Origin of the sequence: Rhizobium sp. NZLR8 (genome assembly GCF_019685025.1) — a bacterium.
Classification (GTDB): domain Bacteria; phylum Pseudomonadota; class Alphaproteobacteria; order Rhizobiales; family Rhizobiaceae; genus Rhizobium.
Genome location: NZ_JABDVY010000010.1, coordinates 208,147 through 226,466, shown reverse-complemented (window position 1 = coordinate 226,466; position 18,320 = coordinate 208,147). Strand labels below are relative to the sequence as shown.

Below are 18,320 nucleotides of genomic sequence, written 5' to 3'. Positions count from 1 at the left end.
GAGATCACGGCACGCATGGCGTCAAAGGCCATTGCCGTGGGTGTTTTCGAGCACGAGCGTGGACGTCAACAACCACAAATGACAAGTCGCAGCACCTGCCGAAACTATAGAGGATATGCGAATCGTACAAAAAGAATACGCCGATTTAGGCTGAGGCTATCCCACCGCAACGAGAGGGCAATGCAAGTGGCAACAAGAGCATTTATCCTAATTGAAGGTCATAGGAGTAATGGGCTACTTTACATTCAAGAAGCCAAGCGCAATGGACTTTACCCAATTACCCTGGCAGCTGATCCAGCTCAATACGACTACCTTTTGGCGGAAGGCACTGAGGCGATCCGTGTCGATACAAGTGATCTCGAGGCGCTGATTCGCGAATGTTCCGGGCTACGCGCGACCTATGACATTGTTGGCATCACTGGTTTTTCTGGCGTCGACGAGTCGCTTTACGTGACTGTTGCAAAGCTCTGCGAGCATTTCGCTCTACCCGGACCAAATCCCTCATCGATTGAACAATGTGCTAACAAGTTTACTCAACGCGAGCTCCTCGCAAAGGCCGGCGTTCCCATGCCTGAATATCGCTTAGCAGCGACCGCGAAGGAGGTAGAGAGCGCGGCAGCCGAGATTGGGCTGCCGGTGATTATTAAGCCAGCTGTAGGCGGTGGCAGCATCGGTGTCCGATTGTGCCGCAATGCCAACGAGCTGACCACACATACGGCCCATCTGTTGGACGGGACGCCCTTATGGGGGTCTTCGCCGCGGATACTGGTGGAAGAATTCGCAGAGGGCCCATTCTATGAAACAACGACGATGGGAGACGCGGTCATTGCGGATGGCACGGCCAACTTCGTCCCCTCACCGCATTTCGTCCCGTGCGGGAGCGTGTTTCCGGCAGTGCTATCTGATGAGGGACGGAAGTCTATTGCCGATATTTCGCTGACCTGCTTGCGCGCTCTTGGGCTCGGCTGGGGGCCCGCGAACATTGAGTTCCGGTGGACAAAGCGTGGCCCCGTGGTTATTGAAGTGAACCCACGCCTCCCCGGCTGGACCACCCCTTGCTTGATTAAACTCGCGTACGGCATCGACATCATCGAGCAACATATCAAGCTTGCCATCGGTGACGAATGCGATCTGCGGGCAAAGCATACGAACACTGCGGCCGCGCGGTTCCTAGTTCCTGATCGTGACGGCATTCTGGATCACACCGAGGGTACCAGTCTGGCGGCGGCTGTGCCAGGAGTTATCGATATCCGATTTTATATCGAACCCGGTAGCCTTATCATCCGGAAGGGCGATTATCGAGACATGATCGGACATGTCATCGCTGCCTCTACCAGCCATTCTCGGGCTGACGCGATACTTCGACGTGCTGTTAGCTTGATCACTTGGCCGATCACACCATTTCCGACCGTTAACGATTAGCAACAATCTACATCCTTCATCTCCCCGCGCCAGCGGCGCGGGCATGGGACGGGATTTTCAATCGAACATTGATGTGATTAGGAACGAAGGGAACCGTCGATGACAGCTCATATCACTGTCACGGGCGCGAAAGCTTACAGACGCCGCGTTCGTTGTCCGAAAGATCTCTCCCAGCTCGCTTGCACCCTGAGGCTGCTCTTATCAACGGCTAAATCCGGTCAGCCTGTCCTGTCGCATGACCGTCTAGCAGATGCGAGCTCCTCGTCGCGCAGCCTAGTGAGACCACCATGACATTCAGGATGAGCGATACGGGAGCTCCGTCGCCTGTGCAAACTGCTTCTCCACCATTCGTTCCGCCGGCTGATTGCCTCGGTCTGGGAACGGGTCTCATACCTTACCAACAAGGGTCCCGCACCTGCGTGACGCGCTCAGTGCGTGTCGCAAGCGCAATGCACCGAGTGGGAAGTCCATGACGAACGAAAATGATTACCTTCCGGAGCCAGGCCCAACGGCCCTCGCCCCGCTAAACAATGCGGCGTTTCGATCCATCTGGATGGCCATGCAGATCGCTGATATGGGATGGGTCGTGCAAACGCTTGCTGTCTCTTGGCTGCTCACGAGTTCCTCTTCTCCGCGAATAGTTGCGCTTGTGCTGGCTTCCACAACGTTGCCAGCCTTTTTTGTCTCGATCATCGCCGGAGCCATTGCTGATAATTTCAGCCGCCGTCTGTTGATGCTCGCGGGGCTTTCCGTGGTCGCGATAGCCTCGATTCTGACAGCGCTATCTGCTGCCTTTGACTTTACCAATCCCTGGTTGTTTCTTGGATTGAATTTTCTGGCTGGCTGCGGCTTTGCGCTGTACGAACCCGGTTGGCATGCTTCCGTGGGCGACATCTTTCACAAGCGCGAAATTCAAGCCGCGGTGACGCTAATCTCTGTTGGCTACAATACATCGCGCAGCGTAGCGCCAGCCTTGGCAGGGGCGATCCTGGCATTTCTATGTCCGCTGTCAGCCCTCGGCTTCGCCGCGGTTACCACTTTGGCACCAATCGGCGCGGTGTGGCGCAATAGCTGGCCCGCGCGTTCGTCCATCCTACCTCCTGAACGAATTGCGACCTCAATCCAAAACGGTTTACGCTTCACGGCCCTAACCCCAGATCTAAGGGCGGCGATCATACGCGCCACGCTGTTTGGGCTGGCATCCAGTTCTATCCTTTCGCTTCTGCCAGTGATTGCTCAGGATCGAGCAGCTGGCGATCCTATGGTCTTAGGCATTCTTTCGGCGGGCTTTGGAACGGGCGCGTGCCTCGCTGGAACAAGCAGCCGTTATCTGAGGATCATGCTGCCGCAGGAATTGTTGATGACGCTCGCCGCTGGCGCTTGTGCTGTGTGCTGCCTCGCGCTTGCCCTCACGTCGTCGATGATCCTCGGGACGATAGCGCTGGCCTTGGGGGGTGCCGGTTGGCTTATTACCTGGTCCGGGTTCGATGGTTGGGTACAGCGGGCTAGTCCGAGGTGGGTGTTTGGGCGATCCTACTCAATATATTATGCCCTTCTTAGTGGCGGTATCGCTGTTGGAAGTTGGATTTGGGGGACCGTTGCTGAAGGCCTGTCCCTGAATTCAGCACTCATATGGGCTGCGGCCGGCTTGTTTTTGCTCGCAGCCGCTGGATATCTTATGCCGGCCCATGTCGTGGTGGAAAGAGATCAACGTTACTCGGAATTTCGGCCCCCTGAACTTGCTCTCAATTTGGACCCTCGAACCGGCCCCATAATCTCAAAAACAGAATATTTCATCGAAGAGGCCGATCTTGAGATTTTCCTCCGCTATATGCGAATTCGTCGTCATTCTATGAGTCGAGCAGGCGCGCGAGGCTGGAGTCTTCAACGAGATCTTCGAAAGCCGTCAAAGTGGACGGAGACGTTCCGCACTCCAACGTGGACTGACTACCTTCGCCTGAACGGCAGGCTTTCTTTCGCCGATCAGGAGGTTGGTCAGTTGCTTGTCGCGCTGCATGTGGGTACGCCGCCCCAGCTCGAGCTTGCAATTGAGCGACCAATCTAGCCGCCTGCACGTCGCTAACGGCTAACATAGTACCATTGACGTGGCTTCGAAATGAAGCTCATTCTTGAAGTGACAGGAGCTTGAAAGGTTGAGCTTCCGCTAAATGGCAAGCGGCTGAAAACGAAGAGGATGTTCATGCTCTGTAACCGATCCTCTGCCCAAAGACCGTGGCGATGACTAATTGGATTTAGCTTCGAACCGGTATTGGTGTCTCCTTGTTAGCGTATTTGCCTACCGAATTTGTTCAGGTGCTCGGAGGCCGCCTAGTATTTTCGTTGAGGCGCGACTAGATCGTGACGGGTGATCTCGCATCGTTTGCAAGCTCGCCGTGTGGCCTACAATGGGCTTTTCAGGCGAGCGTGGACTACGGCTACGCACCATGAATATCACAGTCATGCGTTTGATGCCGATAACGGCCTACTACATTGCAAGGAACTGCAACGAGGGTTGCGGAAATTAATCTGCTGTCGGCAGCTTGAGCGGATCGTTTCGCGCCAAACGCCTGGCTTTTCATTTCCAGCATTGTCGCTACACGGCCTTGCCGTTGCAGCCTCGATTGAAGCCGCGCGTGTGAACCGCACCACCGCTGTTTAGACAATCTGCTGCAGTGTAATTGACTACGTCCGTTCGAATTAGTCGAGGCAGTTGCGCATGGCGAGATCACTTTGCAGCGAACTGGTTGGGGCTGAGGCGAAGTGCTGCGGCACGCCTATGTCCTTCGAGCCTTTCAGTTGCACTTTGACGAGTAGCTGCCGGAGCAACTGCGGCGACCCCGCGTTCGTCAAGCCATTGATGGGTTGCTACCTTCACGTAGGAGCCCACCCAGAGGCCGCCCGTGTAGCGCCCCGCACCCATAGTCGGCAGAGTGTGATTCGTGCCACAGCATTTGTCGGAATAGACAACGCTGGCAAGGTCGCCAATGAAAATCGAGCCGTAGTTTCGAAGCTTCTTCGCGGTCGCGTGCGGGTCACGGGTGTGGACCTGCAAATGCTCGGTCGCAATGTGATCAGAGTAGGCGATCATTGTCTCTTCGTCTTCGACGACAGTAATCTCGCCGTAGTGATTCCAAGCCACGCCTGCCACCGGAGCCGTCGGCAGGTTTTGCAGTTGTTTCTCGACTTCGATGAGAATTCCTTCAGCGAGATTGCGGTCGGTAGTAACGACACCAACTCGCGTACGAACATCGTGCTCGGCTTGGGCAAGCAGATCCGTGGCAATCGTGAATGCATTTGCCGTTTCATCAGCGACGACAAAAATTTCGCTTGGCCCGGCGAGCTGGTCGATACCCACCTTGCCGAATACCTGGCGCTTCGCTTCGTTGACGAAGGCGTTGCCTGGACCGACAATCTTGTCGACCGCTGGGATCGTCTCAGTGCCATATGCCATGGCGGCGATGGCTTGCGCGCCACCAACGCGGAAGATTCGGTCGGCGCCGGCTAGATGGCAACCCGCTATCATTGCAGGGTGAGCGTTGGGGGGCAGGCACGCAATGACTTGGTCGCAGCCCGCGACCTTAGCCGGCACGATTGTCATCACCGGAGCCGACAGAAGCGGGTAACGACCGCCGGGCACATAGCAGCCAACCGTTTCGATTGGGATCACACGGTGACCAAGGTGGAGACCGGGAAGGCTCTCGATTTCGAGTGGTAGAATGGTGCCGAGCTGCGCCTTAGCAAAGCGGCGCACGTTAGCAATTGCAAACTCGGTATCTTCGCGCGTCTGCGGCTCTAGATCGGCGACAACTTTCAGCTTCTCCTCTTCTGTGACCTCGAAGCTCGTGACATCGACCTTGTCGAAAGCGATGGAATATTCGCGGATCGCTGCATCGCCACGCTCGCGGACATTCGCAATAATATCCTTAACGGTGTTTTCAACCTGAGCCGTATCGGAAACGGCGTCTCGGACCGGTTGTTTGATCTGGATGAACTTGCTTTTCAGCGCATCAAAACGCGGTGTCATCAAAACCTCCTAAATTGGGATGAGTAAGGCCAGCATCGGGCAGTCCGACCAGTCCGGCAATTGCAACTCCAAACGGTGTTCAGTATATTCACCGCACGTAGTCGCTATTTGGTCCTAAGGCTTCTTTTCAACGTGAGGAGTGTCATTATCATCCTCTTTTGAACATTGCGGGAGCAAGTGTCACATGCCCAAGATTGGGAGCAAGCTGCACGAACTGCGCCGTCGACGTAACTTGGGTGTCAGAGAGCTGGCCGCGCGTTCAGGGATTTCTCATTCAACCATTTCGCTGATCGAACGTGACAAGATGAGCCCTTCGATCGATACACTCAGCGCAGTGCTTGAGGCCTTGGGTACGACAATGCCCGGTTTCTTTTCTGATTTACAATCAACCCTGCCATATTCACCATTCTACACAGCGGCTGATCTAGCTGAGATTGGAAACGTTGATACGATTTCGTACCGCGTGATCGGACTGGACCACCCAAACAGACAGCTCCTGATGTTGCACGAGCGCTATGCGCCTGGTGCAGACACAGGGGAGGGGTTTTCACACGCGGCTCAGGAGGCTGGGATGGTGCTATCGGGGATGGTTGAAGTCACGGTTGGAGACAAAAAACGAGTGCTCAAGCCAGGCGACGGATATTATTTCGATAGCCGTCTTCCTCACCGCTTTCGCAACGTCGATGATGGACAGAGCGAAATTCTCAGCGCGATCACGCCGCCTACATATTGAGCTAGCAGTGGTGAAGATAGTAACCAGATCGGTTAGACCTACTTCTCAACCGCGTGGAACGTGCTTGTATGGGAGCAATCCACAACGCGAAGGCATCGGATCACGGTTCCATTACAGCCGGTATCAGGTGCAGGACGCTTTTTGAACAGGACGTCTCAAAGATTGTGGAAGAAAAATCTTAATGCTTCCGCCGATCGAGGCGAGTAGCACACAAGAGGGTGAACAAAATGAACATTCTGATCAATCGCCGTCGTTTTATGCAAGCTTCTTCTGCAATCGCAGTCGGCGCTCTGGCTGCTCCCGCCGTCAGCGCGTCCGCGCAGGCAAGGGGCGAGCTCCGCGTGTTGACCTACGGTGGACAACTTGGAAAAATTGTGATCGACGCTTACGCAAAGCCGTTCGAGGCCGAAACGGGTATCACTGTAATACCGGTTACGCAAGACTTTGAGCTCGCTCAGCTTGAGTTGATGCAGAAGACCAACAGTATCAGCATTGACGTGGGTCCGATGGGGAGTGGAGCGGCGCTTCAGGCTGACAAAAAAGGCTACCTTGAAAAGATTGACTACTCCTTGTTCAGAAAGGAGGATGTCGAAGGGCTCCTGCCAACTGTAAAGCAGGATTTTGGCGTCGGCTTCTTCTTCTACTCGCTCAATCTGGTCTACAATACCAAAAAATATCCTGCTGATAAGCCGCGCCCCAGCAATTGGGCGGAATTCTGGGACGTCCAGAAATTTCCGGGCGTGCGCTATATGGTTTCAGGACAATATGGAAACGAGGGCCCTTGGGAAGAAGCCCTTCTGGCAGACGGTGTTTCACCAGACAAACTTTACCCCATGGACATCGATCGCATTTTCGCCAGCTTGGACAAGATCAAGCCTCACGTTCGCAAATGGTGGACCTCTGGGTCGGAGATTCAGCAAGTCATGCTCAGTGGCTCTGGCGACTTGATGCAAGCCTACGATGGCAGGGCAGCACATTCCATCGCCCAAGGCGCCGCGCTTGAGATGAGCCGCAGCCAAGCGAAACTGACATGTGATTATTGGGTAATCCCAAAAAATGCGGCGAACGCGCAGAACGCACAGAAGTTCGTCGAATTTGTCTCCCGCGCTGAGAATCAAGCGAACTTCGCTAAGCTCTACCCTGAGGGCCCGACCAACAAGAACGCGTTCAAGTTGCTGACAGAGGAAATCGGGCTCACGCTTCCCAGCCATCCCAGCAACGTCCAAAAAGCGATTCTATTGAACGGTCCGTGGTATTCTGAGGTGGGCTCCGACGGGCTTTCGAACATGCAGCAACTCGTACAGCGCTGGAGCGAATGGGTCCTTCGCTGAGTCTGTCGCCAATAGGCTCTGCAAGTGCCTTTGCGTTATGGCCACCGTGTTCTCGCTCACGTTTAGAAGGATAGCGTCATGACACCTCCCGCTACATTACGCTCGGACGCCGCGCCTCCATTGAGGCTGGCGGACCACACAAATATCGAGGATCAGAGCTTGGAAAGCAGCAGTTCCGCTCAGATAGAGTTTCGCGACGTCACCAAGATGTACGGTCCTATTGCTGCGGTTAGTCAACTCTCACTTTCCATTCGTTGCGGTGAGTTTCTCACCATTCTTGGTCCCAGTGGTTCCGGAAAAACCACGGCTCTTATGATGCTGGCCGGATTTGAATCGCCGACCAAAGGTGACATTCTAATCTCCGGGAAGTCGGTGGCGGCCGTGCCTTCGTACCGACGAGATCAAGGGATCGTCTTTCAAAGCTACGCGCTTTTTCCCCACCTCACGGTACGACGGAACCTGGAATTCCCGCTTGAAATGCGGGGCGTTAACGCCAGAGATCGCATGTCGCGTGTCGACCGGATGCTAAAGCGCGTCCATCTCGAAGCTTTCGGTGAACGAATGCCTTCGCAACTAAGCGGTGGACAGCAGCAGAGGGTGGCGTTGGCGCGGGCTCTGATCGCTGATGCCCCGATTCTCTTATTGGACGAACCGCTCGGAGCGCTTGACAGGAACCTTCGTGAGCAGATGCAAGGCGAGATCAAAGCTCTCCATCGCGAGTTTGGGAAGACGACAATTTGCGTAACGCACGATCAGGAGGAAGCTCTGACGCTCTCCGATCGGATCGTCGTTATGCGAGGCGGCCGGATCGAACAATTAGATACACCTGAAGCGCTCTACGACCGCCCCGCAACGCGCTTTGTCGCGAATTTCCTCGGTGAGGCGAACATGTTGGATAGTCCTGAATTCGGTTTCGAGAAAGAGGCCAATCCTGGGACTGTGCCAATGATTAGGCCCGAACGCGTTCGGATCGCTGCGGAGCGCGCCACGCCGCTTTCAGATCGAGACAAGCGATGTGTGGCCATCGGTACTGTTGAAGACATGATTTATGCCGGTCCGCTGAGAAAATATCAGGTACGGGTCGGCACTAATCTGCTTGTTGTGCGGGAACATGTTGCGTCTGCTCAGGAAACTTTCCGGCTTGGCGATACCGTCCGACTTGATTGGCTGCGCGTTGACGTCCGATCGCTGGGCGAATGAAGCTGAGGGTCAAAGGCATGCAACGACTTCAGAGACTGGTACAAGCGCCATTCACCTTGGTATTCCCGGCTCTTGTCATACTCCTCGCGGTGTTTGGGATACCGACAATACAGCTGTTTCTAGAGAGCGTTAACGCACCCAACTTCAGCCTTCAGAACTACACGTCCTTCCTAGGACAGTACGCCAATATCAAGGTGCTTTTCCAGACGCTGGAGATCAGTGCGATCGTCACCCTCGTTTGCCTTCTGATCGGTTACCCGACGGCTTATCTCATCTCAACGGCTGGAAAACGGGCGCGCATAGTTCTCGTGGTGCTGGTCGTCATTCCTTATCTCACTAGCGCGCTGGCCCGTACATACTCCTGGATCGTCATTCTTGGCGACAATGGCTTAATCAACAGTATCCTTATGGATGTTGGTCTTATCTCCAACCCGAAGCCTCTCATCTACAATCGTATTGCAGTCTATATCGGGATGGTCCACATCATGCTGCCAATGATGATCCTTCCACTTGTCAGCGTGATGATGGGAATCAATACATCGCTAATTGCTGCCGCAAAAAGCATGGGCGCGAGAAAGTCCACGGCGTTCTGGCGGGTGTACTTTCCCTTGAGCATATCTGGCGTACGCAGCGGATCGCTGCTGGTGTTTGTCATCTGCCTCGGTTTCTACATAACGCCGGCGGCGTTGGGCGGCCTGGGCGATGCGATGCTTTCGACCTTCATCGCGTCCCAGGTGGCCACTGGCTTCAACATGGGTTCTGTAAGCGCGTCATCGTTCGTGCTTCTAGCAATCACCATCGTCCTGCTGTCGATTTTTGGCCTTAACCTCTCAGGAGGGCAAGATCCCGCACCGAAAGTCAGAAAGAGATGGCCGGAGCGTGCTGGGATCCTTCAAATGATCCGTACTTATTTGAACGAGCTCTCTGTCGCCTCCAAAGCCAAGCGATGGCCCGTGGAATTGTATCAGGCCACGGATGACCTGGGTTTGTCCTGCTTTGCTGCACCAGCGTTCCTAACGATCGTGATTTTGTTCCTGCTGTTTCCGGAGATCGTCGTCATCGTCATGTCCTTCAGCGATGGTGCGACATTGCAGTTTCCGCCGACCGCGCTGTCGCTGCGGTGGTATGTATCGTTCTTCAGCGACTTTTCCTGGTACGGGGCCGCTTGGGTAAGCGTCAAGATCGGCCTGTGGGTCACTTTCTTGTCAACGATAGTCGGAACGCTAGCAGCCTACGGACTCAGCCGCGTAAGGTCCGATTTACGCAGCACCATCACCATGGTTGTCCTGACGCCGATCACCATTCCGGTTATCGTTGTTGCCGTCGCCAGCTACTTCGGCTTAGCCAATCTTGGCCTTATCGGCACAGAGACTGGGATCATTCTAGCACATGCAATCGGAGCAATTAGCTACGTGGTCGTCATCGTGGCGGCAACGCTTGCCAACTTTGACAGGCGGCTTGAGCAAGCTGCACTGAGCATGGGCGCTCGGCCTTTGAAGACGTTCATAAGAGTTACGCTACCGCTTATCCGGCCGGGCATCCTTGGCGGCGCCCTGTTCGCCTTCATCCATTCATTTGATGAGGTCGTTTCTACATCACTAGTGAGTGGTTACTCGGTCCGAACTTTACCGCTGAAAATGTGGGAGAATATCCGCAACGAGATCGATCCCACCGTTGCGGCTGTTGCATCGCTGCTCACGCTTTTGCCGATACTGTGGATGATCGTCCTTTATGTCACTTGGTGGAGGGCCCGAGCACCGTTGGGTGCGCCGTTAGATGTCCAAGCTTAGAGGGAAGCTGTGTATGTCTGCTTTGCATGGCATCGCGAGTGCAGCGCAACCGCGAGTATCCTCGCGAAGTCTCATCGGACCTTTGGCGTTATGTCGGACTTCTGGGCTCAGCACCGAGAGCTTGAGCGATGGTGATCAACACGAGGCGGCCGGACTATTTCTTTTTGAGGCTCAAGAGGCGATTAACTGGCGGGTGACCCCCATGATTGTGAGGAAAATATGAAAGGTATTGGCTTGGTTACTCTCTCTACCGATCCAGTGGGCGAAGATGCGTTCAAAGCTGCCATGGCGGGCGCTCCGTTGCGCGTTTTCACCACGCGGACTGGCTACGATGAGGAAAATCATGAGGAAGGCGGCTTCATACCGAGACCGGATTGGCCAGTGCTCCTGGCTACCTTGCCGCCTGACGATCTGGTCGATGTGATCGTCTTTCTCTGCACCTCGGCGACAATAGCACTTGGAAACGATGAACTCGTTCATCGCCTGAGTTCAGGGCGTCCCGGTCTTCAATATACTTCACCGGGCATGGCTGCGGTCGCAATGATGCAAGAGTTCAATATTAAGCGGATCGTCTTGCTCACACCCTACGGACCCGCTCTGCACAATGCCTTTGCACCCTATCTAGCTCGCTACGGAATTGAGGTCGTCGCCGATCTTTCTCTCGCGCATTCTATGAACCTGGTAACCGACGACGATATTGGTCGCGTGCCGGTCAATCGGATACAAGCAGAATTGAGCCAACTCCTAGGGAATGCACAGCCAGTAGACGCGGCCTTCGTATCTTGCGCGGCCTTCACGGTAAAGCCATCTGACTTGGTGGAGATGACTAGGGCGCTTGGATGTCCGGTGTTGGCTAGCGTGCATTCCACAGCATGGCATGTTCTGGACCTCGTAGGCGAGCATGACCTCAGGGATAAGTTCGCTTTGGACCTTGGGCTGCAACGCGTGTCTCAACCAATGAATTCGATTTCATGACCCGTAGCCCGACAGTGCTCACGAACGATCTGCTCTCCGGTGAGGAGCGTGAAGCCGTTATCGAAATGCGGCATGCAATGCATCGCGAACCAGAGTTATCAAACCAGGAGACTAAAACGCAGAAGCGGATCATCGAAGCGTTGAGGCGATTTGGACTGGATGGAGCTAAGACGTTTCACAATACCGGTGTCTATGTCGATATTGAAGGCCTGGCTCCCGGCCCAATACGTTCGATCGCCTTGCGAGGCGACATAGACGCGCTGCCCATTCACGAAAGTCGTGACGATCTTCCCTATCAGTCGCAAACCCCAGGCGTTATGCACGCGTGTGGGCATGACATGCATGCCTCGATCGCACTTGGAACGGCTTTGGCGTTTCACCGGATGCGACAGAGCTTCTCCGGCAAATTGCGAGTGATTTTTCAGCCCGCGGAAGAGGCAGAGCCGCTCGGCGGACGGAGTGTCGCGGAAGAGGGGTTGTTGGTCGGGTTCGACGCCGCGGTCGGTTTTCATGTCGACACCGATATTCCTGCAGGATCCTTTGGCGCCTGTGCCGGCGCAGTGACAAAATCCTCTGAACAATTCGAGCTGAATATCATCGGCACAATGGCGCATGGCGCGGAGTCATACGCGGGCGTTGACGCCATCACAATAGCGGGGGCCTTCATCAACGAGGTTCAAAAGGTAGTGTCACGCGAGATGCCCGTCGATGACGGGGCAATCATCACCATTGGCACCATTCACGGGGGTGAGGCTACGAATATCATCTGCCCTTCAGTTGTTATGACAGGAACGATCCGGACCAGCAGTCCTGAGCGGCGGAACCTCTTGATCCAGAGGGTTCGTGAGGTCGCCGAGGGTGTGGCTGCTACGCACCGCGGCCGGGTGGAATTCAGCTGTCAGTCCGGCGAACCTGCCGTCGTCAATGACGCAGGGATGGTCGAGCGTTTTCGTCAGATCGTCATCCGATCCGCCGGAGAAGATAAATATTTGCAGGTAAAACCGAGCTCTGGCAGCGATGACTTCGGTTTTTACTCTGGTTGCGTACCCTCGGTCTACTTTCAGTTTGGTAGCAGAGAGCCTGGAAATGAAACGGGGGTACACACGCCGACCTTCGGAGCATCGGACAAAATCCTCATTCCTACCGCCGAGCTTGCCATCCAATATTGTTGGGAGCTCCTGCATGATTGACTGCTCTGACAAACCGACGACGCGGAGATGCGTCGCGCGCTCTGTGAGGAAGCATTCAAGCGATCCTCAAAATGCTCAGCAGAGAGTCAGCCGCTTCCGGTGCTACATCGCACCGGAAGAAGAATTCAAACCATCCAGAATCTAAGAAAAGGTTGATGTCATGGCAATGCCACAGGGACCGCAGGTTTTTCCACGAAGCGAGTATTTGAGGCGCTTAGCTGCCGTAAAAGCCGAAATGGTGCGGCGCGAAATCAGTGCTCTGATGGTGGTCGTGCCTGCCAACATCACCTACCTCACTGGCTACACCGCCAAGTCCGGCTATGTGCCACAAGGTCTAATCGTCGCGCTCAACAATGAGGAACCAACCTTCATCACACGCCGCATGGACGCGCCAGCTGCGATACATCAAATGTTTGTCGATCGCAGCGGGGTTATAGGCTACCCCGAGAGCCTCATCGCAAATCCTGAAAAAGATGGCTGGGATGCGCTCATCGACCACTTGCTGGAAGCTGGGTTCGGAGAGGCCAATATCGGGATCGAAGAACAAAGCCTATCAACTCGGACGGTTGAAAAATTCCGTGCACGGGTGCCAGCAGCGAAAATCGTGGATTTTAGCAATACCGTTTGCTGGATCCGCGGGATCAAATCCGATTTGGAAATCGCGCTCATGCGCGAAGCGGCGGCTATCGCCGATGCGGGGATGTTGCGCGCAGCCGAGGTAATCCGTCCGGGTGTCAGTGAGGCTGACGCCGCAGCAGAAACTATTGCGCAGCTTGTTAGAGGGACGGGAGGTAAGCACGGCACCGATGCGGCTGGCTTCACTCTTTGTGCTTCGCCGCGAACATCGACTGCACATATCTCATGGGCGGAAGATCATTTCCGAGATGGTTCGCAGATCAATATCGAACTCGCTGGGGTTCGACATGGTTATACTTCAGCCCTGATGCGAACATTTTCGATCGGCAAGCCGTCTGATCTTTTGCAGCGACTCCATGAAGGGGAGGTGGCGGGCCTTGAGGCTGCTCTCGCTGCTGTGAAACCAGGCGCGACCTGTGGGGACGTTGCCACCGCGTTCAACGAAACGTTGGGAAGATTCGGTTTTGAGAAGGAATCCCGATGTGGCTATGCCATCGGCATTGACTGGACCGAACCGACAGCGAGCTTTAAGGTTGGAGATCCCACTATCTTGAAGCCGAACATGACGTTTCACCTGATGTTGGGTAACTGGATTGGCGAAGATCTCGGTTACGCAATCAGCGAAACACTTCGGGTTACGGATTCTGGCGCTGAAACGTTCAGCACCCTGCCACGAGAGATCTTCCAGATCTAGAACGCGGATTGGTGCGGAGGCTGATGCAGGTGCAGTGCCGCCGCTCGGCGTTCAATAAAGCTTCAGCTTATCCCACCCAACTCGCGAGAATTTGGATGGCCATCGATTGTTGGAACTCCCGGCTCCGCTGGAAGTGTCGTCTGAGGAAAAACAGCTAAGCAATTTCGCCCGGGCGCCACGAACTCCTCGGAGGGACCGCGCGTTAGAATTGAGTCTTCTCAAGTAGCCTTGATGTTAGCCCAACCGCAACAACAGTCAGGTGAACCATGGCAAAAAGGCGAATACTTACCGGTGGGATCGCCCAGGAATCCCATAGCTTCAATCCGATCGTAACGCGACGCGAGCGCTTTACCATAGTCGAAGGCCCCGCTGCTGTTGAATTAAACCGCGGTGCGAATTCCACGTTTGGCGGGGTGATTGACGCGGCATGCGAGGTGGGCGTCGATCTGATCGTTCCCACGCTATTTCGAGCGCAATCCGGTGGACCTGTTCAGGATCGCGTCTTCGAGGAGGTGAGTGAAATTATGGTCGATGCCGCGAAACGCGGCAACTTCGATGCTATTGTACTTCCGCTGCACGGAGGCATGCTCACCGAGAGCTTGGCGGACCCTGAAGGCGTGTTGGTTGAGCGCCTCCGTGCGATCGTTGGGGGAGATGTGCCGATCACAGCTGCATTTGATCTCCATGCCCACGTCAAAGAAGGCACACTTGAACCTCTCGACTTCCTTTCCGGTTACCTGACAAATCCGCATGAGGATCAATCGGCGACCGCAAAAAGAGCTTTCCAGGCAGCAATGAGAATTCTGGACGGCACTTTCAACCCGGCGCTCGCCGCGACATTTCTTCCCATGCTGACACTGGGAAATGATACGACCCTGTTGGGGCCGCTCGTGGAGATCCATGCCCATGCAAGAGACGCGGTAAATCAAGGCAGGGTTCACGACGTGTCGATCTTCAACTGTCAGCAATTCCTTGACGTCGAAGGTATGGGACAGACCGTTTTGGCATATGGAAATGGCGAGATTGATGAAGCTCGGGAGGTTGCTGGCGAAATCATGCAAATGATTTGGAACTACCGTGACAATCTCATTGCAAAGTATCCCGATCTTGACGATGAGCTGAGAAAAGTCAGGGAATCAGAACGGTCGATTATTATCGGCGATCAGGGAGACCGTGTCGCTGCAGGCGGACCAGGCGACAGCACCTACATTCTCAACTATCTCTTGGCGAACAATATCGATGTCGAAACCTATTTTCCAATCTACGATCCAAACGCAGTGGAAACATGCAATCGCGCAGGCGCAGGAAAGATGATTAGCCTAAGGTTCGGCGCAAACTATTCCATAGTAAGCCCCAGCGTGACCGTCGATGGAACAATTATCAAGATTGGAGAAAATGTCCCTGTGGTATATGACGGGCCGTCTGATGGAGGCACCAAAACATACATAGAGAAATATGCTGTTTTCCAGATCGGAAAAATCAAGGTGCTGCTCACAAACCAACCCTACGCCTATATCGATCCAGATTATTTCAGGGCTATCGGTCTAGAACCCGAAAACGCAAAGATCATCGTTACTCGGTCTGGGTACCATTTTCAACTCAATTTCGCAAAAGTTGGTCGCGTTGTTACAGCCGACACTCCCGGAATGACGTCCTACAATATCGACCAATTCGGTTGGCGTCATGCGCGGCCGTTCTATCCGCTGGATAAAATTGAATTTGAACCGCGCCGATATGAAAAGCTTCGCCGTTGAACATTCCGGCGTGATACTCGAGTTGTATCGCTAGGGATGCTTCTCGCCAACGCCGCGACTGAGGCTCCGATCGGAGCCTACTCCGCTGCAACATTTTCAGGCTGCGCAAAAGGTATAGGGTAGCTCCGTTGTTGAGGACTCGTTACCGCCAGTTAAACGCTTGCAACGTCGCTAACCTGATATTTTTTGGAGAGGCGACTACGCCCGGTTTCGACATCCCCCCGTCTCTAGCTCGAAAGGTTCCGCGCTTGCCAAATTTGCCGCATGCCCTTGCTCTCGTGCTCCAAGGCCAACCATCTGCGAATTTGAAACGGCGTCGCGTGCACGGATTTTCGCACGGTCCTGTGGAAGAATTGAAAGGTGCACGGAGTATTGGTGGGCGATGACGAAACGTCGCCGACAACCATTGGCCGCCCGTAGATCCACATCGCGCGGATTGAGTAATAACAGCTGTTTGAGGCGCTTACGGTGATTATAGTGAACGGCCGCGAGGCGAAAATCGCCCCAGGCCCCTACATGTCATGGCAATTGCTGGGTACGCGTCTTCATTTTAACTCTGTGTCGGTGACTTTATCGTCCAGCCCACATAGGACTACTTTCAATTATTCAGTCAATCTTCTTATAATTCGGAACAAAGGGGATTCTAATACCCCGACGAAATAAAAGGGAACGAAGAAATGTTGAATACCAGGCACTATCGCCCGCGGTGGAATTCGCAGGTTCCGCCTAAAGCAATTTTTGAATTCAATGCTCCAACTGTTGCCGGTCCCTATGTAGACGCTCCTGTCAGCATGCGACTGATGTAGAAGCATCAGAGGTTGCCTGAATGTAGCCGTCGGAAGCAAGTGGCGGCCTGCCCATTCTGCAAATTGCATCGGACAACTCAGCCTCACCTTCAAGGAAACCTCTTCGCTGTCTCTAGCGGGGGATGATGCACCACGCCCTTATCGGGACGAGTTGGTGAATCCGAATATCTCGCACCGCCCACTCTATAGAGCCTCCGCGGCTCTCTATCACTAGTTGGAAGGAACTCGATGAAGAAGGGGACGCGGAGAATAGCGATAGGTGGATTTATTCATGAGACGAATACGTTCTCGCCCATCCCGACGACCATGGCGGACTTCATGAATGACGGCGAATGCCCAGGCATTCTTCGTGGAGAAGAGATCATTCGTCGCTTGAACCGAGGCAACGAATCCGTTGCCGGTTTTCTTTCCTCGCTTTACGAACTCCAACCTGATTGGCTGCCCATGGCGACCCTATGGGCCGGCGCGGCACCATCCGCCGCTGTACCAAGATCGGTTTTCGAACCGATCTTGGAAGAGTTAGTTGCCCGCATCAAACACGCTTTGCCCCTTGATGGCGTATACCTAGATCTGCACGGCGCCATGTTCAGCGAGGGTTATCCTGACGCAGAAGGAGAGATCCTCTACCGTGTGCGCCAACTGGTCGGCCCTGACGTTGCAATTGTCGCTAGCCTCGATCCTCACGCGAATGTATCTCCCCAGATGGTTGAATATTCGGACGGGCTAATAGCCTATCGGACTTACCCTCATGTCGACGTTGCTGAAACAGGTAGCCGCGCTTTTCAATTTCTAGAGCACATGCTTCTGACGGGCAGCAAACCCTCGAAGTCGCTCCGACAAGCGGACTTTTTGATTCCCGCTGTGTTCCAACCCACCTCGATCGCGCCAAATGACAAGATTCTGGAGCACATGCTCGCACTTGAGAGCAACGTTCTCAGCATCAGCTATTGTCCCTGCTTTCCGGCGTCAGATTTTCCCCATTGCCGGCCGGCCGTTCTCGCCTATGCGGACGACCAAGAGGCCGCTTCCTGCGCAGCTGACACTTTAGCGGAGCTAGTGCAGCGCCACGAAGGTGACTTTGTCGGCCGACTTTATCAGCCCGGCGAGGCTGTAGCAGAAGCTCTTCGTATTGCTGCCGATGAGAGCAGACCAGTCATAATTGCCGACGTGCAGGACAATCCTGGCGCCGGTGGTAGTTCTGATACCACCGGAATGCTGCGCACACTTATTGCCGCGAAAGTCAACGATGCAGCTATCGGACTGCTGTTCGATCCGGCCGCTGCCGCGGCAGCGCACCAGGCGGGCGAAGGTGCTGAAATTCGGCTTGCTCTCGGAGGGAAATCGGGCGTGGAGGGAGATACTCCGCTTGAGGGCGACTTCATTGTCGAGAAAATCTCCGACGGGGCAGTGTTTGCAAATGGCCCCATATTTTGGGGGGTGGATGTAGCACTTGGGCTCATGGCATGTCTTCGGATCGGTGGCGTCAGGGTCGTTGTTTCTTCTAATCGGGTCCAGATGCTCGACACGGCCTTTTTTCGAGCCGCGGGCATTGCGCCCGAGCAACAGAATATCCTGGTTGTGAAAAGTACCGCTCATTTCAGAGCGGATTTCGGACCGCTAGCTGCGGACATTCTATTGGCGGCAGCGCCAGGCGCAATGCCAGCAGATCCGACGGGTCTTCCTTGGAGGAATCTCGCGCCTGGGATTCGAACGAGGCCATTGGGTCCTCCCTTTCATCCCATCGCATCAATCACCTGAACCAAGA

Annotated in this window: 12 protein-coding genes; 11 read left to right on the top strand and 1 reads right to left on the bottom strand. The window is 54.7% G+C overall.

Going from position 1 to position 18,320, the window contains the following annotated elements; translation table 11 throughout:
- Nucleotides 1–186: 186 nt before the first annotated feature.
- Nucleotides 187–1,422, top strand: coding sequence for an acetyl-CoA carboxylase biotin carboxylase subunit family protein (locus HJB89_RS22000; protein ID WP_026242444.1), 1,236 nt, complete (start codon nucleotides 187–189; stop codon nucleotides 1,420–1,422).
- 469 nt (nucleotides 1,423–1,891) lie between these two features.
- Nucleotides 1,892–3,487: an MFS transporter gene (locus HJB89_RS21995; protein WP_018517584.1), complete on the top strand. Its 1,596-nt coding sequence runs from the start codon at nucleotides 1,892–1,894 to the stop codon at nucleotides 3,485–3,487.
- Nucleotides 3,488–4,147: 660 nt separating this feature from the next.
- Here the strand turns inward: HJB89_RS21995 and hisD are convergent.
- Entirely contained in the window at nucleotides 4,148–5,446 is a 1,299-nt protein-coding gene (gene hisD / locus HJB89_RS21990; RefSeq protein ID WP_018517585.1) for a histidinol dehydrogenase, read from the bottom strand.
- A 184-nt stretch (nucleotides 5,447–5,630) separates the two neighbouring features.
- Between hisD and HJB89_RS21985 the strand changes: the two genes are divergently transcribed.
- The 9 genes from HJB89_RS21985 (at nucleotide 5,631) to HJB89_RS21945 (ending at nucleotide 18,313) form a co-directional block, all read left to right on the top strand.
- Nucleotides 5,631–6,179 carry a cupin domain-containing protein gene (locus HJB89_RS21985; RefSeq protein WP_018517586.1) on the top strand — a complete coding sequence of 183 codons (549 nt, stop codon included), beginning with the start codon at nucleotides 5,631–5,633 and terminating at the stop codon, nucleotides 6,177–6,179.
- 227 nt (nucleotides 6,180–6,406) lie between these two features.
- Complete coding sequence (locus HJB89_RS21980) at nucleotides 6,407–7,510, top strand: ABC transporter substrate-binding protein (RefSeq protein WP_018517587.1); 1,104 nt, start codon at nucleotides 6,407–6,409, stop codon at nucleotides 7,508–7,510.
- A gap of 78 nt (nucleotides 7,511–7,588) precedes the next feature.
- The gene (locus HJB89_RS21975; RefSeq protein ID WP_018517588.1) at nucleotides 7,589–8,710 is read left to right on the top strand and encodes an ABC transporter ATP-binding protein; all 1,122 of its coding nucleotides are present in this window, start codon (nucleotides 7,589–7,591) and stop codon (nucleotides 8,708–8,710) included.
- Nucleotides 8,711–8,727: 17 nt separating this feature from the next.
- Complete coding sequence (locus HJB89_RS21970; RefSeq protein ID WP_026242446.1) at nucleotides 8,728–10,500, top strand: ABC transporter permease subunit; 1,773 nt, start codon at nucleotides 8,728–8,730, stop codon at nucleotides 10,498–10,500.
- 219 nt (nucleotides 10,501–10,719) lie between these two features.
- Nucleotides 10,720–11,475 carry a hypothetical protein gene (locus HJB89_RS21965; RefSeq protein WP_245002784.1) on the top strand — a complete coding sequence of 252 codons (756 nt, stop codon included), beginning with the start codon at nucleotides 10,720–10,722 and terminating at the stop codon, nucleotides 11,473–11,475.
- Nucleotides 11,472–12,665, top strand: coding sequence for a M20 family metallopeptidase (locus HJB89_RS21960; RefSeq protein WP_018517591.1), 1,194 nt, complete (start codon nucleotides 11,472–11,474; stop codon nucleotides 12,663–12,665). The genes HJB89_RS21965 and HJB89_RS21960 overlap by 4 nt, the downstream gene beginning before the upstream one ends.
- 160 nt (nucleotides 12,666–12,825) lie before the next feature.
- On the top strand, nucleotides 12,826–13,995 hold the full coding sequence (locus HJB89_RS21955; protein ID WP_018517592.1) for a Xaa-Pro peptidase family protein: 1,170 nt from the start codon (nucleotides 12,826–12,828) through the stop codon (nucleotides 13,993–13,995).
- 266 nt (nucleotides 13,996–14,261) lie between these two features.
- Complete coding sequence (locus HJB89_RS21950) at nucleotides 14,262–15,749, top strand: M81 family metallopeptidase (protein ID WP_063828071.1); 1,488 nt, start codon at nucleotides 14,262–14,264, stop codon at nucleotides 15,747–15,749.
- Between the two features lie 1,034 nt (nucleotides 15,750–16,783).
- Nucleotides 16,784–18,313: a M81 family metallopeptidase gene (locus HJB89_RS21945; RefSeq protein ID WP_018517594.1), complete on the top strand. Its 1,530-nt coding sequence runs from the start codon at nucleotides 16,784–16,786 to the stop codon at nucleotides 18,311–18,313.
- The last annotated feature ends 7 nt before the right edge of the window (nucleotides 18,314–18,320 follow it).